The organism is Sphingobium sp. TB-6 (genome assembly GCF_012927365.1).
Lineage (GTDB): Bacteria > Pseudomonadota > Alphaproteobacteria > Sphingomonadales > Sphingomonadaceae > Sphingobium.
Genome location: NZ_JABBGL010000004.1, coordinates 127,994 through 150,480 on the forward strand (window position 1 = coordinate 127,994; position 22,487 = coordinate 150,480).

The following is a 22,487-nucleotide window of genomic DNA, read 5'->3' on the forward strand; positions in this document are numbered from 1 at the left end:
CCATGTCCATCCTGACTGCCGACCGCGCGGCCTTTCGCGAAGCCTTGCCTCATGGCGGCCGCCTGATCGGGCTGGATGTCGGCACCAAGACCATCGGTCTGGCGCTCTGCGACGCGGGCTGGTCCATCGCCAGCCCCGCCCATACCATCAGCCGGGGCAAGTTCACCAAGGACAAGATCGCGCTCACGGCCTTCATGGAGCAGCAGCAGGTGACGGGCGTGGTGATCGGCCTGCCGCTCAACCTGGACGGCAGCGAGTCCCCGCGCAGCCAGGCCAGCCGCGCATTTGCCCGGAACATAGCGGATCTGGGCCTGCCCATCCTGCTTTGGGACGAGCGCTGGTCGACTCAGGCGGTGACGCGCACCCTGCTTGAAGCCGACGCAAGCCGAGCCCGTCGGGATGAGTTGGTCGACAAGCTTGCAGCGAGTTATATCCTGCAAGGCGCGATCGACGGGTTGATGGCGGGCTTCTAGAGCAGAATCCTACCCGATTGCATCGGATCGGCTGCTCTAGACCTTTGTTTTGCCGCGTTTTCCGAGTCAGCAGATGATTGGCTTCGCCGAACTGCCGTTTCTATCTGCTTAGAAAACGCTCTAACCAGTTCCGTTCGTTTCGAACGAAGCATTGGCTACATGGCATCCCGCCCATAGACATCGGGCAGGAACTGCACTCCGTCCCCGGAAGGCACTGCCGTCAGATAAGTCAGATAGACCGGCACCGGCTGGGGCAGCGGTTCATGCTGCTCGGGCTTGTCGCTGTCGGCCGTCAACGGCTTCCCGAAGAACCAGCGTCCCAGCCGCTGCGCATCCTCCAGCCGCACGCAGCCATTGCTGAACTGCCGCGCCGGTTTCGCCAGAAGATCGCGGGAGGGCGTGTCGTGCAGATAGATGCCCAGGTCGTTGGGGAACATGAACTTGACCTTCCCCATGGCATTGTCGCCGCCGGGAAGCTGCCGCACGCGCAATTCGGTGCGCCCATCGGCCACTGCCCGCCAGTCGATATTGGCCGGATCGACCCTCTGCGCATTGGCGCTCCAATCCGACAGCGCCTCATAATGTTTCTTCGTGAAGCTGTCCCCTGCCAGCATCTTGGGCGCCAGCTTCCGCTCGACCAGGTCGGACGGCACATTCCAATAGGGATTGAGCGTCGCATAACGCACCATGCCCGCCATCATCGGCGTCTGGCTTTCCTTCGCGCCGACGACGACCTTCATCGCGCCGTCCTGCGCGCCCTTGCTGAAATACCAGAGCCGCGCCGAAGCCGCGTCCACCACCACATGCCGCACATAGGGGCCGGGCAGCAGCCGCGTCCGCTCCAGGTTGAGCGCAATCAGCCGGTCATAATAGTCGTCGCCCCGATTAAGCGCCTGAATCGTCGCCGCGCCCGCAACGCCATCGGGCTTCAAGCCATGATCGCCCTGGAAGGCCTTTACCTTCGCGACCAGCGCCTTGTCATAGGCAGCGCCACTTGCCAGCCCCAGCCGCTGCCGAAGAGGCGCGGCACCGGACTTCATGCCGGGACGCAGCCTCGCGTCGGTCGGCACGGCAACCTGCGGCAGGCCAGTCCAGCGCTTGGCAAAGCCCCCTCGCGCATCGCGCAGCTTCACGTAAAAGGGGCTCATCCAGCCGACAGACCGAAGATAGTCGACAAAGGACGGCGCTACCGCAGCGGCGCGCAAAATCTCCTTCGGCTCCTCATCCTTCGGTTCAACCTCCGGGTCGAGATAGCGTACCTTCACTTTGCGCGAGGGTTTGCGCATGTCGCCCACCAGAGCGGCGAAAGCCTTGGAAAAGGCGAGGTCCGCCCGTGCCAGCAGCTTGGGATCGCCGCTCGCGCCAGCCTCCTTCATCAAATCTTTCAGGGCGCGGGGATCATAATCCCGAGGCTTCAACCCATCCGCATCCGCGCTCTCGATCAGATCGATCAGCGCATCGCCTTGCGGACCAACCCTGTCCTTCTCGATCCAGAGCGGCCAATAGCCGCGAGGGCCGTAGAAATCCCTGAGCTTCCCACCGACAGACGAACGGATTTCCGCCGCCACGCTGGTGCGCGCGGTGTCCGAAGCGGCACTGGGTTGTGCGATGACTTGTCCAGGCCATGCGGCAAGCATCAGCGCTGGAACCAGAATCGTCCGAAGGAAGGGGGCGCGGCATCGCTGCCGCGCCCGAAAATATGCCTTTGTCAGCCGCGTTCTCCACGACGCGAGGGCGGCGGAGGTGGCGGAGGCGGCGGGCAGGGCGGACCCTGAACCTCATGATACATGCCGTCCGGCGAATAATAGCCGTCGACGATGCCATCGCCGTTGCGATCCGCCGCAACGGTGCCGCTGATCGCGCCGGGGCCGACCGGCGGCGCAGGAGCGACAGGTTCATCCTTCGTCGACGCGCATGCGCTCAATGCGAGCGCCGTGCCGCCGAGAAGCGCCAATAACCTGATCTTCATACCCTCTCCCTTGGCGCTACGAGGACCGTGCGCCGGCTAGAATTTGGACGCTGCGGATTGCAGCGCAAGTGTAACGACCGGGCATCGGATTCGATTCCATTACTCGCCCGCAATGACGACGAGTCGTGCCTAAGCAGCGATTAACCGTTTTGTCGGCGCTGCCTTCAATAGCAATGCGCTCCCGTGAGAGCAGGAGCACGAACCGCGTAAGGGAAGCTTCAGCCCTCGACCCACTCCGCCGAAGATATGCCCTGCGCGTAAAGCAGCACGGACAGGTCGCCATGCACGATCTCCGCCGCAGCCGCTTCCCGGGTCTTGGGCTTGGCATGATAGGCAACGCCCAGCCCGGCCCCCTGGATCATCGGAATGTCGTTGGCGCCGTCGCCCACGGCCAGGGTCAAGACCCGGTCGATCCCGCCTTCGATCGCCGCTTCCAGTTCAGCCCTTTTGCGTGCCGCGTCCACGATCGGCACCGTGACCGTCCCCAGCAAAGCGCCGTCTGCGATCTCCAGCACATTGGCGACGGCGGCATCGAAGCCGATTTCCTCCGCCACAGGTCCGGTGAAGCGCGTAAAGCCCCCCGATACGAGCAGGGTCTTTGCCCCCCTCTCCTTCATCGTGCGCACCAGAGTCCTGGCGCCCGGCATGATCTTCACCCGCTCGGTCCGGCATTGGTCGATGGCTGCATCCGCCAGCCCCTTGAGCAAGGCCACCCGCTCATGCAACGCGCCCGCAAAGTCGAGTTCGCCCCGCATCGCCCGCTCGGTGATTTCGGCAATCTGTGCCTTGATCCCGGCATAGTCGGCCAATTCGTCGATGCACTCGACGGTGATCATGGTGGAATCCATGTCCGCGATCAGCAGCTTCTTCTCGCGGCCCTCTGCCGATTGAACGATCACATCCACCTTGTCGCCAATGCCGGTCAGCGCGGCCCGCCCCGCGATCGGATCGCTCCCGAAGAAAATGTCCGCCGCCTTGCCCTCGTCCAGCCACTTGCTATCCACCGGCGCGCAACCCGCCGTGGCCAGCCGCCCGACAGCTTCGGCAATATCTTCCTGACTCAAGGCGCCACTTGCCACTAAGGTCGCAACGAACATGGATACTCCCACAACAACAGACCCTAAAAAAATGGGGGGCGAATCCCGCCCGCGCGTCGCGCTTATTGCCGGGCCTACCGCTAGCGGCAAGAGCGCGCTTGCGCTTCGCCTTGCCCGCGCGGCGAACGGCATCGTCATCAACGCCGACGCCAGCCAGGTCTATGCCGACCTCCAGATTCTTTCCGCCCGCCCGAGCGAAGAGGAGATGACCGGCGCCCCGCACCGCCTGTTCGGCCATATCGACGGCAGCGAAGCCTGCACCGCCGCTCGCTGGGCCGCCGAAGCCCGCGCCGAAGTGAACAAGGCGCATGAGGCAGGCCATCTGCCCATATTGGTCGGCGGCACCGGCCTCTACCTGCGCACGCTGCTCGACGGCATCGCCCCGGTCCCGGACATAGACCCCACCATCCGCGCAGCGATCCGCGCCATGCCCGTGGCGCAGGCCCATGGCGCGCTGGCGAAGGAAGACCCCGAAGCGGCAGCCCGCCTCGCCCCGGCCGACACCACCCGGGTCGCCCGCGCGCTGGAGGTGGTCCGCTCGACCGGCCGGCCCCTCGCGCAATGGCAACAGCACAAGACCGGCGGCATAGGCGACCGGATCACGCTCTCGCCCATGATCCTGCTGCCCCCGCGCGATTGGCTGATAGCCCGCTGCGACCTGCGTTTCGAGCAAATGATAGATGAAGGAGCCGTAGCGGAAGTCGAAGCCCTGCTCGCCCGGAATCTTTCCCCCGACCTCCCCGTCATGCGGGCCATCGGCGTGCCGGAGATCGCCGCCTGGCTGGCGGAAGAAATCGGCCGCGAGGCGATGCTTGAGCGCGGCCGGATCGCGACCCGCCAATATGCCAAACGGCAATATACCTGGTTTTCCCGCCAGCCTCCGGCGCACTGGGCGCGGGAAATACGGCAGATTGATGATAAAATAGCAGATGAATTGGTAATTAAATTACAACATTAGTGGTTGACTTGCCATTTTATGTCTAATAATGGCAGCCGCCTTGCCTTCGCTCCGCTTCTGGAGCAGAGGGCGCAGCAAATATCCAACGGAAGGATCTATCGTGGCCGAAAAGAGCGGCGCGGACATATTGGTTGAGTGCCTGATCGACCTGGGGGTCGAGGTCGTGTTCGGCTATCCGGGCGGCGCGGTGCTGCCCATCTATGACGCACTCTTCAATCATCCGAAGATCCGCCACATACTCGTCCGCCACGAACAGGGCGCGACCCATATGGCGGAGGGCTATGCCCGCTCGACCGGCAAGCCGGGCGTCGTGCTTGTCACCTCCGGCCCCGGCGCGACCAACGCCGTCACGGGCATCACCGACGCGCTGATGGATTCCATTCCGATGGTCGTCATCACCGGCCAGGTGCCGACGCAGCTCATCGGCACCGACGCTTTCCAGGAAGCCGACACGGTCGGCATCACGCGCCACTGCACCAAGCATAATTATCTGGTGAAGTCGCCCGCCAAGCTGGCCAGCGTCGTCCATGAGGCGTTCCATATCGCCACCACCGGCCGCCCCGGTCCGGTCGTCATCGACATTCCGAAGAATGTCCAGATCGCGACCGCCCCCTATAAGCGTCCGGAAAAGTTCGAACATGCCAGCTACCGCCCGCAGACCAAGGCGGACCCGGTCGCCATCGCCAACGCGGTCGAGATGCTGGCAGCCGCCGAACGGCCGATCTTCTATACCGGCGGCGGCGTCATCAACTCCGGCCCTGAAGCGACCGAATTGCTCCGTGAAATCGCGGCGCTGACCGGCGCGCCCGTCACTTCGACGCTGATGGGCCTGGGCGCCTTCCCGGCCTCGTCGGACCAATGGCTGGGCATGCTGGGCATGCATGGCACCTACGAGGCCAATTGGGCAATGAACAAGGCGGACCTGATCATCTGCGTCGGCGCCCGCTTCGACGACCGCGTGACCGGGCGGCTGGATGCCTTTGCGCCCCATTCGAAGAAGATCCATATCGACATCGACCGCAGCTCGATCAACAAGACGGTGGAGGTTGATCTGCCGATCGTCGCGGACGTCGCCAGCGCCCTTTCCGACATGATCGCGCTTTGGAAGGATCGCCGCCACAAAGCAGCCGATCTCACCGAATGGTGGGCACGGATCGACGGCTGGCGCGCGCGCAACAGCCTGGCCTATCCGGAAAGCCGCGAAGAAATCATGCCGCAGGAGGCGATCGCGCAGCTCTACAAGGCTTCGCGATCGGCCAAGGACGTCATCATCACCACCGAAGTCGGTCAGCACCAGATGTGGGCGGCGCAGCATTTCAGCTTCGATGCGCCCAATAAATGGCTGACCTCCGGGGGCTTGGGCACCATGGGCTATGGCTTTCCGGCCGCCATCGGTGCGCAGTTGGGCAATCCCGACAGCCTGGTCGTCTGCGTCGCGGGCGATGCCTCGATCCAGATGAACATCCAGGAAATGGGCACCGCCAGCCAATATCGCTTGCCGGTCAAGATCTTCATCCTGAACAATGAATATATGGGCATGGTCCGCCAGTGGCAGGAACTGACCTATGAAAGCCGCTATTCCAACAGCTATTCGGACAGCCTGCCCGACTTCGTGAAGCTTGCGGAAGCTTACGGGTGGACCGGCATCCGCATCGAAGGACCGCAGGAACTGGAAGCGGGCATCCGTCAGATGATCGACACACCCGGCCCGGTGATCGTGGACTGCCGCGTGGCGAAGCTTTCCAACTGCTTCCCGATGATCCCGTCGGGCGCGGCGCATACCGACATGCTACTCGACCCCAGCCAGGTCGAAGGCATCATGTCGGATGAGGCGAAGGCTTTGGTGTGAGAACGATACAGTGACTGGGCACCTGAAGCTCCGCATCCATGTGAGCGAACCCTTCGATTTCGAACGGATTGCCGGCACGTCGGAACTGACGGGCTGGACGGTGGATCATGCCGATCCGGAGAATGAGGATTGGGAAGTCCATCTGGATGCGGGCTTCGACTTTCACGACCGCCATATCGGCCGCTTGCTGGTCAGCCCACGTTATGTAGGCGAGCATCTCAATCGGATGTTCGATGCGATTGCGGGTTTCCCGGTACGTCTCGCGCACAGGGATGACGGCAGTTGGCACTACGCCTTTACGGGCATGATTTCGCAGCGCCATGAGCGCGAAGAAGCGGATAACGGAACGAACTGATGCATATTCAGGAAGAACTGAGCGAGCGGCACGTCCTGTCGCTGATGGTTTCCAACGAAGCGGGCATATTGGCGCGCATCGCCGGCCTGTTCACCGCGCGCGGCTATAATATCGACAGCCTGACCGTGGCGGACATCACCCCCGACCATGCGATCAGCCGCATCACCATCGTCACCAGCGGTCCGCCCAAGGTGATCGACCAGATCATGGCCCAGCTCGACCGGCTGGTGCCGGTGCACAAGGTCACCGACCTCACCGAAAACGGCCCGTTCGTCGAGCGCGAACTGGCGCTGGTCAAGGTCGCGGGCACGGGCGAAGACCGGATCGAGGCGTTGCGGCTGGCCGACGTTTTCCGCGCCAAAGTGGTCGACACGACGATCGAGAGCTTCATCTTCGAGATCACCGGCACGACCGAGAAAATCGATAATTTCATCGGCCTGATGCGGCAAATCGGTCTGGTCGAAGTCGGCCGCACCGGCGTCGTCGGCCTGATCCGAGGCAAGGAGCCGAACTGACAGCAATAACCCCTCTCCCATCGGGAGAGGGAGGGGCCTACCGCGCAGCGGTGGGAGGGTGAGGGCGAAAACCCCTCCCCCGCGCGCAGGTGGTTCCCCTCACCGCAAATCCAGGCTCCGCAAGGCGCCGACCGGACCGAAAGAAGGCCGGACTGAAAGAAGGAACGTCAAATGAAGGTGTATTACGACCGCGACGCGGACATCGGCCTGATCAAGGGCAAGAAGGTCGCCATCCTGGGCTACGGCTCGCAGGGTCACGCCCACGCCCAGAACCTGCGCGACAGCGGCGTTGCCGAAGTCGCCATCGCCCTGCGCCCCGGTTCGCCCAGCGCCAAGAAGGCCGAAGGCGCCGGTTTCAAGGTGCTGTCGAACGCCGATGCCGCAGCATGGGCCGACGTGCTCATGATCCTGGCACCCGACGAGCATCAGGCCGCCATCTACGCCACCGACATCCACGCCAATCTGCGCCCCGGCGCCGCGCTCGCCTTCGCGCACGGCCTCAACGTTCATTTCGGCCTGATCGAGCCGCGTGCCGACGTCGACGTGATCATGATCGCGCCCAAGGGTCCGGGTCATACCGTCCGCAGCGAATATCAGCGCGGCGGCGGCGTGCCCTGCCTGATCGCCGTTCATCAGGATGCGACCGGCAACGCGCATGACATCGCCCTCTCCTACGCCTCAGGCGTCGGCGGCGGCCGTTCGGGCATCATCGAAACCAACTTCCGCGAGGAATGCGAAACCGACCTGTTCGGCGAGCAGGCGGTTCTGTGCGGCGGCGCGACCGCGCTGGTCCAGGCCGGTTTCGAAACGCTGGTCGAGGCCGGCTATGCCCCCGAAATGGCCTATTTCGAATGCCTGCACGAGCTGAAGCTGATCGTCGACCTGATGTACGAAGGCGGCATCGCCAACATGCGCTATTCGATCTCGAACACCGCCGAATATGGCGATATCAAGACCGGTCCGCGCATCATCACCGAAGAAACGAAGAAGGAAATGAAGCGCGTTCTGGCCGACATCCAGTCGGGCCGTTTCGTCAAGGACTTCGTGCTCGACAACCGCGCCGGCCAGCCGGAACTGAAGGCCAGCCGTATCGCCGCCCAGCGCCACCCGATCGAGGAAACCGGCGCCAAGCTGCGCGCCATGATGCCCTGGATCGGCGCGAACAAGCTGGTCGACAAGGACAAAAACTAAAGCCTTTTGCGAGCCGGAAAGGGAACGATCCGTTTCCGGTTACGCCTCTGGAACAATTGAGGGACGTCGCTTATTCTCGCGGCGTCCCTCGTTTTTTTGGAGAGCGTTTCGCATGCGCAAATTTCTGATCCCCGTCGCGGCCCTGGTCGCTGTTGCCGGCGGCAGCGTCGTCGTCGCCCAGCAAATGCCCCCTGCGCCCGGCGCGAAGGATCCGGCCCGCGTCACCGCCGGAACCTATGCGATCGACCCCGGCCACACCCAGATCCTCTTCGCCTATGACCATATGGGCTTTTCCAACAATATGGGCGTCATTTCCGAATCGACCGGCACGCTAACGCTCGATCCGAAGAACCCGTCCGCCGCCAAGGTTTCGGTGGAGGTTCCGGTGACGAACCTGAAGACCGGCATCGCCAAGCTCGACGAGCATCTGATGAAGCCGGAATTTTTCGATTCCGCCAAATTCCCCAAGGCGACCTTCGTGTCGACCGGCGTGAAGGTTCAGGGCACCGAAGCGGAAATCAGTGGAAATCTCACGATCAAGGGCATTACCAAGCCGGTAACGCTCGACACCGAATTCTACGGCGCGGGCAAGGCTCCGGCCATGATGGGCGGCAAGGAGAATGTGGGCTTCGTCGCTACGACCACGATCAAGCGCAGCGATTTCAACATGGGTTATGGCGTGCCCATGGTTGGCGACAATGTTGAATTGAAGATCGTCGCGGCCTTCCAGAAATAAGGCTCCACGCTCCCCTCCCGCAAGCGGGAGGGGAGTTGACAGACTCCCTCCAGCCTATCCCTTTTGTCAGCAACGCTTGCGCTTCCCTGCCGATTCAGGCTATGGCCATCCCATCATGCAGCGTGCGCTTCTTCCTCTGCTACGACTTACACGCCCTTAGGCGTGGTTTTTGTGCTGCTCTTCGCTTGAATGACGCGGCAATACGCCTAAGGGCACAATCAAGCAGATAGTCGTACCACCGGGCAGGCTGCAGCCGCTCGATTGCAGAGAAGTCATTTTCGTCATGATGCTGAACGATCCCTCGCTGAAATACCGCCCCTTCCCCCAGGTGGACCTGCCCAATCGCCAGTGGCCGTCGAACGTCATCACTACGCCGCCACGCTGGCTGTCGACCGACATGCGCGACGGCAACCAGTCGCTGATCGACCCGATGAACGCGGAAAAGAAGCGCCGCTTCTTCGACCTGCTGGTGAAGGTGGGCGTCAAGGAAATTGAGGTCGGCTTCCCCAGCGCGGGCGCGACCGAGTTCGACTTTATCTCCGGGCTGGTCCGTGACGGCGCGATCCCCGACGATGTGTTCCCACAGGTGCTGACCCAGGCGCGCGAGGATCTGATCGCCACCACCTTCGAAAGCCTGCGCGGCGCGAAGAAGGCCATCGTCCATGTCTACAACGCCGTGTCGCCCGCGTGGCGCAATATCGTGTTCCAGATGGACCGGCCGCAGATCAAGGAAATCGCGATCACCGCCGCCAAGCTGCTGCGCGACAATGCGGCGAAGCAGCCCGACACCGACTGGCATTTCGAATATTCACCCGAAACCTTTTCCACCGCCGAGCTGGATTTCAGCCTGGAATGCTGCGAGGCGGTGATGGAAATTCTCCAGCCGACGCCCGAGCGCCCGCTGATCCTGAACCTGCCCGCCACGGTCGAGGCGGCGACGCCCAATATCTATGCCGACCAGATCGAATGGATCTGCCGCAATATCAGCAAGCGCGACAGCGTGGTGATCTCGCTGCACACCCATAATGACCGGGGCACCGGCGTTGCCGCCGCCGAACTGGGCCTGATGGCGGGCGCGGACCGTGTCGAAGGCTGCCTGTTCGGCAATGGCGAACGCACCGGCAATTGCGACTTGGTGACGGTGGCGCTGAACATGTACACCCAGGGCATCAATCCCGGCCTGGATTTCAGCGACATCGATGAGGTCATCCAGACCGTCGAATATTGCAACCAGTTGCCGGTCCATCCGCGCCATCCCTATGCGGGCGAGCTGGTGTTCACCGCCTTCTCCGGTTCGCATCAGGACGCGATCAAAAAGGGCTTCGCCGCGCAGGAAGCGCGCAACGACCGGATTTGGGACGTGCCCTATCTGCCGATCGATCCCAAGGATCTGGGCCGCGATTATGAAGCCGTGATCCGCGTGAACTCGCAATCGGGCAAGGGCGGCGTCGCCTGGGTGTTGCAGCAGGACAAGGGGCTGAAGCTGCCCAAGCGCATGCAGGCCGACTTCTCCAAGATCGTGCAGGCGCTGGCCGACGAGAGCAGCCGCGAACTGAACGCCGCCGACATCTGGGGAGCCTTCGAAACCCATTACCGTCTGGCGGGCGAACAGCCCTACAGCCTGATCGACTATCATGAGAGCGGTGCGGCGGGCGACCGCATCTTCACCGGCAAGATCACGCACAAGGGCGGCGAGCGCTCGATTTCCGGGCGTGGCAACGGCCTGATCTCCTCGGTGCTGGCCGCGCTGCGGGACGAACTGGACGTCGATCTGGAGGTCGCGGACTATAGCGAACATGCCATCGGCGCAGGCACTGACGTCGCGGCGGCCGCTTACGTCGAATGCCGCACGCCCGATGGCCGGACCATCTTCGGCATCGGTACGGACACGGACGTCGCCACCGCTTCGGTTCAAGCGGTGTTGTCGGCGGCGAACAGCGTAGCGGCGTTACGCTGATCCTCCCAAAAAGCCGTGCTCCTGCCTGGGCAGGAGCACGGAGCGCTGGCAATTATTCCGCCAGCGCTTTTATCACCCGCTCCCACTGATCGAGCGCGTCGGCTATTCCCGCCACCGGAACGCGTTCGTCCAGTCCATGGGCAAAGCCGTCCTCGCCCCGCTGGAATAGGCTGGACACGCCATAGCTCGGCACTCCCAGCGCCCGAAAATAGAGGCTGTCCGTCGCCCCCGCCGACATAGATGGGATGACGGGAATATTCGGATAGCGCGCCGCGACCGCCGCCGTCACCGCCTTCATCACATCCTCGCGCAAGGGCGACGCGTCGCTCGCCTTGAGATCGTCGAGCGTGGTGATCGCCGCGCCGGGATCGTCGATCGCCTGGGTGAGTTCCGCCTTCACCACATCAATGGCTATGCCCGGAAAGATGCGGCAGTTGACATCGACCTTCGCGCTTTGCGGCAAAGCGTTGAGCGCATGCCCAGCCTGCGCCATGGTCGCCACGCAGGTCGTCCGCACCTGCCCGACAAATTCGGGATATTCGGATAGCAAATCGGCCGCCTTCCTGTCCCCCGTCTCCGCATAGCGCCGCATCGCCGCGCCCACCGCGCCGCCGATGCGATCGGCCGACAATGACAGCGAAGCCTTGGTCAGTTCGTTGCGCATCGGCGCGAAGCGATAGGCCGCGATCCGATCGATCGCGCGCGCCAGCCGATAGATGGGATTGCCGGGCGTCGGCGCGCCGCTATGGCCGCCGGCATCGGTAAAGGCGATCTCGAAATCGGCATAAGTCTTTTCGCCCGCCTGCAACTGATACAGAACGGGCTGGCCAGCCTCATCCAACAGGCCGCCGCCGCCATCGCCGTTCAGCAGCAGTTCGGCGTCCCTATATTTCTCCGCCAACGCCCGCGTCGTGCGCATATGGGTTTCCTCGTCGCCTGACAGCAGCAAGGTGACGGTCCGCCGCAGTCGCCAGCATTCCTTCTTCAGCCCAGCCATCGTCGCCACCATCATGGCGACGTCATATTTATTGTCCTCCGCCCCCCGGCCGAAAATATAGCCATTCTCCTCCACCGGCGTGAACGGATCGCGTGTCCAGTCCGCCGGATTGGCCGCCACCACATCCATATGGCCGATCATCAGCAGGGGCTTGAGATGGGGATCGCTGCCCCGGACGGTCGCGGCCAATGTCGCCGTTTCGCCTATCGGCGTGATCTCCAGATCGGTCGTCGCAAAGCCCGCCTGCCGCAACACCGACGCATAATAAGCAGCGAGGCGGGGAACCTGCCCCTCACCCGCCACCGTCCGGAAGGCAATCGACTTCATCAGCACCGCCTTGGCCAGCGCCGGATCGCCCGCCGCCGACGCCCCCTGCGGCAAGGACAGGGCCATCAGAACCGGCCACCACTTCATCAAATCGCATCTCCATGCTGGATTTCGCCATTCCATGTGGCATAGCGGATCGCGGCGGCCAATCCGTTTGGCTGTTAAGCTGCGGAAAGAGGGCGTCCTTATCCGCGTTCACCCCCATAAAGAATTGCTTGCGCGCATTTGGCAGGGTCGCTCCCCATATCGCGCGCCGGTCGCCCGAAGGAATGTGAGCCCATGGCCATCAACTATCGCAGTTTCGGATTTCAGGTTCTTGCCGGCATGGCCGTCGGCCTGTTGCTTGGCCTGCTGGCGCGATCCATCGGTTCGGGGCCGGACGGCGATCTCAACTGGCTGGCGACAGCGCTCAAGACCACGGGGTCGATCTTCGTTTCGCTGCTGAAGGCCGTGGTCCCGCCGCTGGTGTTCGCGGCGATCGTCGCCTCCATCGCCAATCTGCGCGCCCTCGACAATGCAGCGCGGTTGGCCGGACAAACCCTCCTCTGGTTCGCTATCACGGCGCTGATCGCCGTCGTCATCGGCCTTGCCATCGGGTTGATCGTCCAGCCGGGTTCCGGCTTGCACGGACAGGCCTTGGCCGTGGGAAAGCCCGATTCCATTGGAGGCTGGCTCGATTTCCTGAAAGGCCTGGTCCCCAGCAACAGCTTCGCCCTGTCCGCCAGCACCAAGATCACGGATACGGGGGCGACCACCAGCTTGTCCTTCAATATCCTGCAATTGCTGGTCGTTTCCATCGCCATCGGCCTCGCGACGCTGAAGGTGGGAGAGAAGGCCGAACCGTTCCTGGCTTTCGTCCGTTCGCTGCTCGCCGTGGTGCGCGCGATCCTGGGCTGGATCATCCGCCTGACGCCCATCGGCTCGGCCGCTCTTATCGGCAGCGCCATCGCCACCTATGGCTGGAGCGCGCTAGCCCAACTCGGCAGCTTCGCAGGGGCGGTATATCTCGGCCTCGCCATTGTCCTGCTCGTCGTCTATCCGCTGCTGCTGGCCGCCAATGGCCTGAAACCCCTGCCCTTCTTCGCCAAGGCGTGGCCCGCCATCCAGCTTGGCTTCGTCTCGCGATCCTCGGTCGGCACCCTGCCCGTCACCGAGACCGTAACGGAGCGTATGGGCGTGGAAAAGGGCTATGCCGCCTTCGCCATTCCACTGGCCTCCACCACCAAGATGGACGGCTGCGCCTCCATCTATCCGGCGCTTGCAGCGATATTCGTGGCCGGCTTTTACGGCATCCCCCTCCATGCGGCGGACTATGCGCTGATCGTCTTCGTGTCGGTCGTCGGATCGGCGGCGACGGCAGGCCTGACGGGCGCCATAGTCATGTTGACGCTGACGCTTTCCACGCTCGGCCTACCGCTCGAGGGAGCGGGCCTGCTGCTCGCCATCGATCCGATCCTCGACATGGGCCGCACCGCCGTCAATGTCGCGGGCCAGGTGCTGGTCGCTACCATCGTCGCCAAGCGGGAAGAAATCTTGGACGAAGCTGCCTATTATGGCGGGACGGAACTGGCCCCGGCCTGAGCAGCGCCCCCCTCTGAACAACGGTTGACCTGCGGCGCGGAGGGGACCATGGGTCGCCGCATGCATCAGGTTCATATCATCGGCGGCGGGCTTGCGGGCACGGAAGCGGCATGGCAGTTGGCGCAGGCCGGCGTGAAGGTCCGCCTGTCGGAAATGCGCGGCAGCGGCGACATGACGCCCGCGCACCAGACCGAGGGTCTTGCTGAACTGGTCTGTTCCAACAGCTTCCGCTCCGACGATCCGGACAAGAATGCCGTGGGGCTGCTGCATCAGGAAATGCGGCGGCTTGGCTCGCTCATCATGGCGCAGGCGGAACCGGCCAAGGTGCCCGCCGGATCGGCGCTGGCGGTCGATCGCCATATCTTTTCCGATGGCGTCACCCGAACATTGGCCGAACATTCCAATGTCGAGATCGTGCGTGAACGCATCGACGCGCTGCCCACCGAGGGTATGACCATCGTCGCCACCGGACCGCTGACCGCACCCGCGCTCGCCGCCAGCATCGGCCAGGCGGCGGGGATCGATCATCTCGCCTTTTTCGACGCCATTGCGCCGGTCGTGCATTTCGACAGCATAGACATGGACAAATGCTGGATGGCCAATCGCTGGGACAAGATCGGCCCCGGCGGCGGCGAGGGCAAGGATTATATCAACTGCCCCATGAACAAGGAGCAGTATCAGGCCTTCGTCCAGGGACTGCTCGACGGCGAAAAGACCGAGTTCAAGGAGTGGGAAAAGGACACGCCCTATTTCGAAGGCTGCATGCCGATCGAGGTGATGGCGTCACGCGGCCCCGAAACGCTGCGCCATGGGCCGATGAAGCCGATGGGCCTGGACGATCCACGCACCGGCCGCTGGCCCTATGCCGTGGTGCAGCTTCGGCAGGACAATGCGGCGGGCACGCTGTGGAACATGGTCGGCTTCCAGACCAAGCTGAAGCATGGCGCGCAGGCCGAACTGCTCCGGACCATCCCAGGCTTAGAAAAGGCGGAGTTCGCGCGGCTGGGTGGGCTGCATCGCAACACCTTCATCCAGAGCCCCAAGCTGCTCGACGCCACGCTGCGCCTCAAAAGCGCGCCGCACATCCGCTTCGCCGGGCAGGTGACGGGCTGCGAGGGCTATGTCGAGAGCGCGGCCATCGGCCTGCTTGCTGGGCGTTTCGCTGCGGCGGAGATTTTGGGCCGGCCGCTCGCGCCGCTGCCGCCCGAAACGGCGCTGGGCGCGCTGCTGAGCCATGTCATCGGCAATGTCGAGACGGCGGATTATCAGCCGATGAACGTCAATTTCGGCCTGTTCCCGCCACTGGCAGATGTCAAGAAAAAGCAGCGCAAGGAAGCCATGACCGCCCGCGCCCGCGCCGCTTTGGGCCAATGGCTGGGCGAGCTTCAGCCCGCCTGACGCTTAGCATTTGCACTTCGGCGCGGCCGTGCGTTTGGGCGCGGTCGTCGCGAATTCGGCAGGGGTCAGCTTGCCGTCGCCATTGCCGTCGGCCTTGGCGAAACGGTCCGACGTGGTCACGGCCCACTCCTCGAAGGAGAGGAGATTGTCGTTGTTCTTGTCGAGCGCCTTGAACGCCTTCACCCGGCTGCCCATCATCTCGATCCGGGTGATGACGCCATCGCGATTGCGGTCATAGCGGCCGAAACGCTTCTCTTCACGGCTCTGCGGCGAGGCCTCGCCGGGCATTGGCGGCGCATCGCCCGTGGCGTCCGGGTCGCCTTCGGGCAGCGCCTCGACGGCAGGCGGCGGCGGTGATCCGATCAGCGGCTGAGGCACGGCCTCATTGCTTGCGCGCCCCTGCCACCAGAACAGCCCGCCGGCCGTCAACAACAGCGCGGCCATCGCGCCCGCCAGAACTCGCCCCACTTTTAATCCCCCTAACGTCCCGTCAGCGCGACACGCACCAATCTCAGATACAGCGCAGGGGTCAATCCCGCCGGTGCGCAACGGCCCATTTTAATGTCATGGCGCGCGAGATGATAAGCGATGCGCAACGTGCGCCATTCCTTGGGCCAGGCTGGCTTCTCCCGCAACATATGCCCCCGCGCCATTTCGATCGCCCGGCCGGCGATGACCCGATCGTCGATATGACCCGACAAATCCCACAGCGCCCAGGCCGCTCCCGCCTGGACGAGCCACGTCGGAATATCGTCCCGCCCCGCCAAGGCACGAAACAGGCCACTGCCCCGTCCCTCCGCATAAGCGTGGAGATCGATCTCCCCGATCAGGGCTTCCCATCCATCAAGCCATTGAGAAAGCCCACATGGCGACCCCGCGCCCAGCTTCCGCATCGCGTCGATCAGCGGTTCGCCCTGCCCTTTCACGCCGTTGTCGTCGGTTAGCGCGTCATTCCACCACGCTAAACGCATCTGTCCGATCATCGGCTCGCTGGTCGTCGCCACCAACCGCGCGAACCGCGCATCGAGCGCCCAGATGAGCCGATGGCGCGCAACGTCCGGCCCGGCATAGGCGCTCAACAGCGAAGCGAGTGGGGAGAGATCGTCCTGCGCCACAACCATTAGCATATATCCATGGGAATAGTTTTTGCCGAAATTATCAGCTTTTTAACCTCAGTGGACATAGTGATCCTGGCAATTGCCCCTTCATGGGCATGGGGCTGCCCTGCCTGAAATGGGGGTGCGGGGCAAGTAAAGGCAGAGCGGATTATGGGCGATCGGATCAAGCGCGCGCTGTTCATTCAGACGCGGCTTTACCACAATCAGGCGGGCAATACGCTGGCGATCGTGGCTGCGGCGATGATTCCGTTAACAGGCATGGCTGGCGCCGCTGTGGATTTCAGCCGAGCCTATCTCGTAAAGGCACGTATGCAGCAGGCTTGCGATGCTGGCGCGCTGGCTGGACGGCGGTCGATGAGCGGGACCATATTGACGAGTGCCGACAAGCAACAAGCCCTCAACTATTTCAACTTTAACTTCCCTAATCAGTTGATGGGGTCTGCGGTCATGTCCACGACGGACGCCAATGCCGCCAATCGCGTTACGACTGCGCTGGACAACGGCCAGCTTCGGATGGAAGCCACCACGACTGTCCCGACCACCCTGCTGCGGGTCGTCGGGATCACTGAAATGCGCGTAAACGCCGAATGCCTGGCGGAAGAATATTACGTCAATACTGATCTGATGCTTGTTCTCGATACGACCGGCTCGATGAACTGTTATATGTCCAATGCGCTTAGCTGCGCCCAGGAGACAGAAAAACCTGTGAGCGGGACAAATAAGTCCAAAATGCGAGAAATGCGGGATGCGCTAAAGACCCTATATTCCAATTTGCGTCCCGCCCAAGTAGCGCTCGAAGGAAAAAATCTTCGTATGAGGATCGGGTTCCTGCAATTTTCCAGCACGGTGAATGTCGGCAAACTGATCCGCGCCGAAAATACAGCCTATGTTCGTTCATCCTATCAGTATCGAAACAGCAGCGGAACATTGAAAACGGCGACCGACTGGCCGAATTATTCATCGACCTGGCTCGACAATAGCTGGCAAGGATGCATCGAGGAACGCGGCACATCCACTGCACTTACGGCAACCAGCACCACCATACCGGCTGACGCGTGGGATCTCGACATCGCGAAAATCCCTGACAGTGACGCCACCCGCTGGGCACCCTATGACTATGAGGCAATGAGCGGCTCCAGTCGTATCAGCGAAGAATCCATGGGTTCAGTTACGGGTTCTAACTTCTACAAAGCCGCCTGCCCAAAGCCTGCTGTCCACATGAAGGCATGGGCCAGCCAAAGCGAGTTCGACGCGCAGGTCGATACGATCGTAACAGGCGACGGCGCGACCTATCACGACCTCGGCATCATCTGGGGTCTTAGGATGATAGCTAACAACGGCATCTTCGGATATCGCAATCCGGATAAATTCAACAACGTGAAGGTCCGCCGCACCATAGTCTTCATGACCGATGGTGAGATGTCGCCATTCCGAGATGCGTACAGCGCTTATGGCGTAGCTAAATATGCAGGGCGAACAGCGTCGACCGGTACGCTAGATACACCTCTGGAAGCCATTCACACGCAACGCTTCAAGCTGATGTGCGCAAAGGCGAAGTCCGATCCCTATTATGTCGATATATGGGTCATCGGGGTCTTATCCGGCCAAACCATGAATTCGGATATTGCGTCCTGCGCGTCCAACAGCAGCCAGGCCATTTCCGTCAGTAACGCTACCGACCTTGCCAATGCATTCAAGCGGATATCGGACAAGGTGGGCAATTTGAGGCTGGGCGCATGATCTCCGCCTCCCTCAAGCAACTCGCGAAAAATCGCGACGGCGTAACCATTGTGGAATTCGCCGTCGTTGCAGCGCCACTAATCTTCATGATCTTAGGGGCGCTCGATCTTGCATATCAGGCTTATGCAACCGCCGTCGTTCAGGGTACTGCGAACGCAGCCGCTCGAAAGGTGACGCTGGAAAACGCCGCGGCCGCCACCGTCGAAACCTATGTTCGAGGGCGGCTGGCTAGCATTGCGAGCGGTTCCAATGTGCAGATAGGCTCTTCGAATTTTCTGACCTATAACAAGATCGGCAAGCCCGAAAAGCTGACGACCGACGTCAATTCGAACGGCCTTTACGACAAGAGCGGGCCCGACTGCTTCATCGACGATAATCGCAACAATAGTTATGACATCGCCAGCCAGGGCGCATCGGGCATCGGCACAGCCGAAGATGTCGTCCGTTATCAGATCACCGTCACCTACAACCGCCTTTCGCCTATTCCGCAACTCTTGGGCATGGGCAATTTGGTGACGATTTCCCGGACGACTTTCATGCGCAACGAACCCTATGCCGGCATTGTCGATCCCCCCGTGAAATGCGGAGTTTGAGCATGTTTGCCACGCGGCATATCGATAAATTCGAACGCGTACTCCCGATGCCTCTACGCCAGCTTCGCGCAAATCAAAAAGGGCTGGCCCTGATCGAGTTTGCCTATGCGTTGCCGTTTCTCATCCTGCTCACCTTCGGAGGAACGGAGCTTGCGAACATCGCCATTACGCATGCACGGATAAGCGCCATTACCAGCATGGCGGCTGATGGCGTGGCGCGCGTCAGGGATCGAATTGACGAAAACGACATCAACGACGTCATCATTGGCGCAAAATATGCTGCGGATTCACTTGATCTGACATCCCGGGGTCGGATCATCATATCTACCGTGGAAGACAATGCGTCAACCTCGACTCCCCTCACCGACCAGGTGATCACATGGCAACGCTGCAAAGGAATAAAGAGTGTCGCCGCAGCTCAGACCATCGGAACGGAAGGTCAGGTGTTGACCACCGGCATGGGCGCAGCAGGTAGTCAGATTTCAGCAACGCCGGGCAACCCGGTGGTAGTCGTGGAAATTTTCTACGACTATAAGCCGATCATGTCGAACATGTTCTTCGGCCCGATCACCATCCACTACTCATCGGCCTTTTCGGTGCGCGATCGCACAATTCAGAGCCTTCAAAACGCTCAAAACCTATCTGGTACGGCAAAGTCGACCTGCAACTATTATTCGGCCTGACCCTCATGGATAGCCTTTGCAAAAGGGGGGCGGCCCATTTTGCGCCGCCCGCCTCCTTCTTCTTACCTATAACAAACCCTCTTCACCGCCTCGACCACACGCGCGGCGTCGATCAGGGCTGCTTTTTCGAGGTTGGCCGCATAGGGCAGTGGCACATCCTCATTGGTCACGCGCAGCACCGGCGCGTCGAGGTCGTCAAAGCCCTGCTCCATGACCACAGCAGCGATTTCCGATGCGATCGAGCAAACCGGCCAGCCTTCTTCGACTACCACCAGGCGATTGGTCTTCTTGAGGCTCTCCAGAACCGTCGCCGTGTCGAGCGGACGCAGCGTGCGCAAGTCGATGACTTCCGCGTCAATGCCTTCGGCCGCCAGCTTTTCGGCCGCCTCCAGCGCGACGCCGACGCCGATCGAATAGCTGACCAGCGTCACGGCCTTGCCCTCGCGGACGATGCGCGCCTTGCCGATCGGCAGGACATAATCGTCAACCTTGGGCACATCGAAGCTGCGGCCGTAGACCAGTTCGTTCTCAAGGAACACGACCGGATCGTCCGAACGGATCGCGGCTTTCAGCAAGCCCTTGGCGTCGGCCGAGTCATAGGGCGCGATCACGATCAGGCCCGGAACCGCCGCATACCAGGGACCATAGTTTTGGCTATGCTGCGCGGCAACGCGGCTCGCGGCGCCATTGGGACCGCGGAACACGATCGGGCAGCGCATCTGGCCGCCGGACATATAATTGGTCTTGGCCGCCGAGTTGATGATGTGGTCGATCGCCTGCATCGCGAAGTTGAAGGTCATGAACTCGACGATCGGCTTCAAACCGCCCATCGCCGCGCCCGCACCGATGCCGGCAAAGCCATATTCGGTGATCGGCGTGTCGATGACGCGCTTGTCGCCAAATTCTTCCAGCAGCCCCTGGGTCACCTTGTAGGCGCCCTGATATTCGGCCACCTCTTCGCCCATGACAAAGACGCGCTCGTCACGGCGCATTTCCTCCGCCATGGCATCGCGCAGCGCTTCGCGCACGGTCGTCTTCACATAGTCCGTGCCTTCGGGCAGGGCCGGGTCCTTGACCGTCGCCTTGACCTCGACCGGCTTCTTCGGCTCAGGCGCCGCTTCGACCTTTGCAGGCGCTTCCGCCTTGGCAGCCGGAGCAGGAGCGACCGCCTCACCACCCTCACCCGCCATCGTCGCGATGACGGTGCCGACTTTCACGCCTTCGGTGCCCTCGGCTATCATGATCTGGCCGATCTTGCCTTCGTCGACGGCTTCGAATTCCATCGTCGCCTTGTCGGTCTCGATCTCGGCCAATATGTCGCCCGAGCGGACCTCGTCACCTTCCTTCACCAGCCATTTCGCCAGCGTGCCTTCCTCCATGGTCGGGGAAAGCGCCGGCATCTTGATTTCGATACCCATTAATATTGCTCCACCAGCACGTCTGTATAAAGCTCGTGCAGTTCCGGTTCGGGAGAGGTTTCAGCGAAATCCGCGGCGTCGCTGACGATTTTGCGGATATCCTGATCGATCTTCTTGAACTCGTCTTCGGAAACGCCGACATCGGCCAGATATTTCTTGACGCCCTCGATCGGGTCGGACTTGTCGCGCATCGATTGCACTTCCTCGCGCGACCGGTATTTGGCCGGGTCGGACATGGAATGGCCGCGATAGCGGTAGGTCTTCATTTCGAGCAGGATCGGACCATTGCCGCCCTGCACCCATTTGAGCGCTTCCTCGGTCGCACCGCGCACGGCGAGCACATCCATGCCGTTCACCTGAATGCCCGGAATGCGGAAGCTCTCGCCCCGGCGGTAAAGCTGGTCTTCCGCCGATGAGCGGTTGACGCTGGTGCCCATGGCGTACTGGTTGTTCTCGATCACGAAGATGATCGGCAGCTTCCACAGCTCGGCCATGTTGAAGCTTTCGTAGACCTGGCCCTGGTTGGCCGCGCCGTCACCGAAATAGGCGACGCACACGCCGCCGTCATTGTTATACTTATGCGCAAAGCCCAGACCCGCGCCCAGCGACACCTGCGCGCCGACGATGCCGTGGCCGCCGAAGAATTTATGCTCGACGCTGAACATGTGCATCGAGCCGCCCTTGCCGCGGGAGATTCCCGCTTCACGACCGGTCAGTTCCGCCATGATGACATTGGGATCGATGCCATAGGCCAACATGTGGCCGTGGTCGCGATAGCCGGTGATGACGCTGTCCTTGCCGGGCTTGAGCGCCGACTGGATGCCCACGGCAACCGCTTCCTGACCGATGTAGAGGTGACAGAAGCCACCGATCAGGCCAAGGCCGTAAAGCTGACCCGCCTTTTCCTCGAAACGGCGAATGAGGACCATCTGCCGGTAGAATTCCAGCAGCTCTTCCTTGGTGGCCTTATAATCTTTGGGAGCGTCGGGGCGAGGCCGGTTATGGTCCGCGCCAGCCGGACTGGCTGCCTTTGCGCGTGACGGACGCGGCGTTGTTGGTTTCGCCAAGGCTTTTATCCTTTTGCGTGGGTGAGGATGGAAGGAAGGCCGGTATAGCGGCAGTCCGCCTCTAAATGCAACGCGGCATGGAGCCTCGAAACGCAGCAAAAGCGATCAATCAGCCCCCTGAAGATCAGTTCAGTGGAACGATCACTTCATCATGATGGACGACGCCCAGCTCGCGCCGGATCAGTTCGTCGGAAAGGTCGGGGTCGACGCGCCGGGGATTGAGCAAATCCACCCGGTTCTTAAGCTCTTGCCGATGAGTCTGAATTTGCTTCAACTCAGCCTGCGCATGATGAAGCTGGCGCTTATAATCGCCCCAGGCCAGAACGCCGTTGGAGCCCAGCACCACATAGCCGGCGAAGAAAAGAAGAAGAAGAACCGCAATCGCCGGCCCGAAGGCCGAAAAAAGCAACATGCGGAGTTTCGCGATATGCGCCATGGACCAGTTGAATCACAGGGACGGGCCGG

The 22,487-nt window shown here is 62.0% G+C and carries 22 protein-coding genes; 13 read left to right on the plus strand and 9 right to left on the minus strand.

Annotated elements, in window-relative coordinates; translation table 11 throughout:
* Window positions 1-2: 2 nt before the first annotated feature.
* Entirely contained in the window at window positions 3-473 is a 471-nt protein-coding gene (gene ruvX / locus HHL26_RS07585; RefSeq protein WP_066557330.1) for a Holliday junction resolvase RuvX, read from the plus strand.
* A gap of 155 nt (window positions 474-628) precedes the next feature.
* Here the strand turns inward: ruvX and HHL26_RS07590 are convergent, their stop codons facing one another.
* The 3 genes from HHL26_RS07590 to serB form a co-directional block, all read right to left on the minus strand.
* Entirely contained in the window at window positions 629-2,110 is a 1,482-nt protein-coding gene (locus HHL26_RS07590) for a L,D-transpeptidase family protein (protein ID WP_066557327.1), read from the minus strand.
* A 71-nt stretch (window positions 2,111-2,181) separates the two neighbouring features.
* Window positions 2,182-2,442, minus strand: coding sequence for a hypothetical protein (locus HHL26_RS07595; protein ID WP_066557323.1), 261 nt, complete (start codon window positions 2,440-2,442; stop codon window positions 2,182-2,184).
* A gap of 218 nt (window positions 2,443-2,660) precedes the next feature.
* On the minus strand, window positions 2,661-3,539 hold the full coding sequence (serB, locus tag HHL26_RS07600; protein WP_066557321.1) for a phosphoserine phosphatase SerB: 879 nt from the start codon (window positions 3,537-3,539) through the stop codon (window positions 2,661-2,663).
* Between serB and miaA the strand changes: the two genes are divergently transcribed.
* The 7 genes from miaA (at window position 3,538) to leuA (ending at window position 11,100) form a co-directional block, all read left to right on the plus strand.
* Window positions 3,538-4,497 carry a tRNA (adenosine(37)-N6)-dimethylallyltransferase MiaA gene (miaA, locus tag HHL26_RS07605; protein ID WP_169576060.1) on the plus strand — a complete coding sequence of 320 codons (960 nt, stop codon included), beginning with the start codon at window positions 3,538-3,540 and terminating at the stop codon, window positions 4,495-4,497. The genes serB and miaA overlap by 2 nt on opposite strands.
* 100 nt (window positions 4,498-4,597) lie before the next feature.
* Window positions 4,598-6,346: an acetolactate synthase 3 large subunit gene (locus tag HHL26_RS07610; protein WP_066561711.1), complete on the plus strand. Its 1,749-nt coding sequence runs from the start codon at window positions 4,598-4,600 to the stop codon at window positions 6,344-6,346.
* A gap of 10 nt (window positions 6,347-6,356) precedes the next feature.
* Window positions 6,357-6,701, plus strand: a complete 345-nt coding sequence (locus HHL26_RS07615) for a hypothetical protein (RefSeq protein ID WP_066557314.1) — start codon at window positions 6,357-6,359, stop codon at window positions 6,699-6,701.
* Entirely contained in the window at window positions 6,701-7,216 is a 516-nt protein-coding gene (gene ilvN / locus HHL26_RS07620) for an acetolactate synthase small subunit (RefSeq protein ID WP_066557311.1), read from the plus strand. The genes HHL26_RS07615 and ilvN overlap by 1 nt, the downstream gene beginning before the upstream one ends.
* Window positions 7,217-7,387: 171 nt before the next feature.
* Complete coding sequence (gene ilvC / locus HHL26_RS07625; protein WP_066557308.1) at window positions 7,388-8,407, plus strand: ketol-acid reductoisomerase; 1,020 nt, start codon at window positions 7,388-7,390, stop codon at window positions 8,405-8,407.
* Between the two features lie 112 nt (window positions 8,408-8,519).
* Window positions 8,520-9,143 carry a YceI family protein gene (locus HHL26_RS07630; RefSeq protein ID WP_066557305.1) on the plus strand — a complete coding sequence of 208 codons (624 nt, stop codon included), beginning with the start codon at window positions 8,520-8,522 and terminating at the stop codon, window positions 9,141-9,143.
* Between the two features lie 283 nt (window positions 9,144-9,426).
* Complete coding sequence (gene leuA, locus HHL26_RS07635; protein WP_066557302.1) at window positions 9,427-11,100, plus strand: 2-isopropylmalate synthase; 1,674 nt, start codon at window positions 9,427-9,429, stop codon at window positions 11,098-11,100.
* A 52-nt stretch (window positions 11,101-11,152) separates the two neighbouring features.
* Here the strand turns inward: leuA and HHL26_RS07640 are convergent, their stop codons facing one another.
* Complete coding sequence (locus tag HHL26_RS07640; protein ID WP_066557300.1) at window positions 11,153-12,511, minus strand: M20/M25/M40 family metallo-hydrolase; 1,359 nt, start codon at window positions 12,509-12,511, stop codon at window positions 11,153-11,155.
* A gap of 192 nt (window positions 12,512-12,703) precedes the next feature.
* On the opposite strand from HHL26_RS07640, the gene HHL26_RS07645 reads away from it, so the two are divergent.
* A complete protein-coding gene (locus HHL26_RS07645; protein WP_066557298.1) occupies window positions 12,704-14,005 on the plus strand; it encodes a dicarboxylate/amino acid:cation symporter in 1,302 nt (433 codons plus the stop codon).
* 60 nt (window positions 14,006-14,065) lie between these two features.
* Window positions 14,066-15,403, plus strand: a complete 1,338-nt coding sequence (trmFO, locus tag HHL26_RS07650; protein WP_066557296.1) for a methylenetetrahydrofolate--tRNA-(uracil(54)-C(5))-methyltransferase (FADH(2)-oxidizing) TrmFO — start codon at window positions 14,066-14,068, stop codon at window positions 15,401-15,403.
* A gap of 3 nt (window positions 15,404-15,406) precedes the next feature.
* Here the strand turns inward: trmFO and HHL26_RS07655 are convergent, their stop codons facing one another.
* Window positions 15,407-15,871 carry a hypothetical protein gene (locus HHL26_RS07655; protein ID WP_066557294.1) on the minus strand — a complete coding sequence of 155 codons (465 nt, stop codon included), beginning with the start codon at window positions 15,869-15,871 and terminating at the stop codon, window positions 15,407-15,409.
* Between the two features lie 11 nt (window positions 15,872-15,882).
* Window positions 15,883-16,524 carry a hypothetical protein gene (locus HHL26_RS07660; protein WP_066557290.1) on the minus strand — a complete coding sequence of 214 codons (642 nt, stop codon included), beginning with the start codon at window positions 16,522-16,524 and terminating at the stop codon, window positions 15,883-15,885.
* 147 nt (window positions 16,525-16,671) lie between these two features.
* Here HHL26_RS07660 and HHL26_RS07665 point away from each other — a divergent pair, with 147 nt between their 5' ends.
* Genes HHL26_RS07665 through HHL26_RS07675 form a run of 3 tightly spaced genes read left to right on the plus strand, consistent with a single transcriptional unit; the run spans window position 16,672 to window position 19,537 of the window.
* The gene (locus HHL26_RS07665) at window positions 16,672-18,261 is read left to right on the plus strand and encodes a TadE/TadG family type IV pilus assembly protein (protein WP_066557289.1); all 1,590 of its coding nucleotides are present in this window, start codon (window positions 16,672-16,674) and stop codon (window positions 18,259-18,261) included.
* Complete coding sequence (locus HHL26_RS07670) at window positions 18,258-18,854, plus strand: TadE/TadG family type IV pilus assembly protein (RefSeq protein WP_066557287.1); 597 nt, start codon at window positions 18,258-18,260, stop codon at window positions 18,852-18,854. Before HHL26_RS07665 ends, HHL26_RS07670 begins: the two co-directional genes overlap by 4 nt.
* 2 nt (window positions 18,855-18,856) lie before the next feature.
* Window positions 18,857-19,537 carry a TadE/TadG family type IV pilus assembly protein gene (locus HHL26_RS07675; RefSeq protein ID WP_066557285.1) on the plus strand — a complete coding sequence of 227 codons (681 nt, stop codon included), beginning with the start codon at window positions 18,857-18,859 and terminating at the stop codon, window positions 19,535-19,537.
* A 62-nt stretch (window positions 19,538-19,599) separates the two neighbouring features.
* On the opposite strand, the gene HHL26_RS07680 is transcribed toward HHL26_RS07675, so the two are convergent.
* The 3 genes from HHL26_RS07680 to HHL26_RS07690 all read right to left on the minus strand — a co-directional run bounded on the left by HHL26_RS07680 (window position 19,600) and on the right by HHL26_RS07690 (window position 22,458).
* A complete protein-coding gene (locus HHL26_RS07680) occupies window positions 19,600-20,955 on the minus strand; it encodes a pyruvate dehydrogenase complex E1 component subunit beta (protein ID WP_066557283.1) in 1,356 nt (451 codons plus the stop codon).
* Complete coding sequence (gene pdhA / locus HHL26_RS07685) at window positions 20,955-22,022, minus strand: pyruvate dehydrogenase (acetyl-transferring) E1 component subunit alpha (RefSeq protein WP_066557282.1); 1,068 nt, start codon at window positions 22,020-22,022, stop codon at window positions 20,955-20,957. The genes HHL26_RS07680 and pdhA overlap by 1 nt, the downstream gene beginning before the upstream one ends.
* Window positions 22,023-22,146: 124 nt before the next feature.
* Window positions 22,147-22,458 carry a septum formation initiator family protein gene (locus HHL26_RS07690; RefSeq protein ID WP_066557279.1) on the minus strand — a complete coding sequence of 104 codons (312 nt, stop codon included), beginning with the start codon at window positions 22,456-22,458 and terminating at the stop codon, window positions 22,147-22,149.
* Window positions 22,459-22,487: the final 29 nt, after the last annotated feature.